General features: G+C 59.7%; 1 protein-coding gene and 1 pseudogene. Both read right to left on the bottom strand.

Going from position 1 to position 730, the window contains the following annotated elements; genetic code table 11:
- Positions 1–314: efflux RND transporter permease subunit (locus tag D8V06_RS25505; RefSeq protein WP_177434492.1), on the bottom strand; the 314-nt coding region annotated here is incomplete at its 3' end.
- A gap of 15 nt (positions 315–329) precedes the next feature.
- Positions 330–730 (bottom strand): annotated as a pseudogene (locus D8V06_RS25500) (efflux transporter periplasmic adaptor subunit); the annotation flags it as partial.

Raw genomic sequence — 730 nt, 5'->3', positions numbered from 1 at the left:
GCGTTGTCCAGGTCAGTGCCCAGCGCAAAGGTGATGGTCAGGGTGATCTTGCCGTCGGCGGTCGACTGCGAGGACATATAGAGCATGTTCTCGACGCCGGTGATCGCTTGCTCCAGGGGAGCGGCTACGGTTTCACCGATGACTTTCGGGTTGGCACCCGGGAAGTTCGCACGAACCACAACAGTCGGCGGCACCACTTCCGGGTATTCGCTGATCGGCAACTGGAACAGCGAGATCGCACCGGCGATCAGGATCAGCAGCGAAAGCACCGCTGCGAAGATCGGCCGTGAAATGAAGAATTGGGAGAAATTCATCGGAGTCGTTATCCCTTAACCGCGTGGGGTCGCTGCAGCCAGTTTCACAGCCGTGCCCGGCGCAACCTTGGCAGGTGCGACTTGTGGCAGGTTGCTGGCTTCCAGCGCTTGTCGTTGTTGTGCGAGGGCCGCGAGCGTTTGTTCGCTGGCCATCGGGATCACTTCAGGGGTGACTGGCGAACCGGGGCGTACCCGTTGCAGGCCCTTGACGATGATGGTGTCGTCCTTGTTCAAGCCGTTGCGCACGATGCGCAAGCCTTCGATCTTCGGCCCCAGCTCAACGGCGCGGTAGGCGGTCTTGTTGTCGGCATCCATCACCAGCACAAACTTTTTGCCAAGGTCAGTGCCGACTGCTTCGTCATTGATCAGCATGGCGTTGTAGGTGCCGCTGCCTACCAGTTTCAGGCGTGCATACA

It is taken from the genome of Pseudomonas sp. Sample_24 (genome assembly GCF_004307605.1).
Lineage (GTDB): Bacteria > Pseudomonadota > Gammaproteobacteria > Pseudomonadales > Pseudomonadaceae > Aquipseudomonas.
The sequence above is the reverse complement of the archived record's forward strand: the minus strand, read 5'-3'. Positions and strand labels throughout refer to the sequence as shown.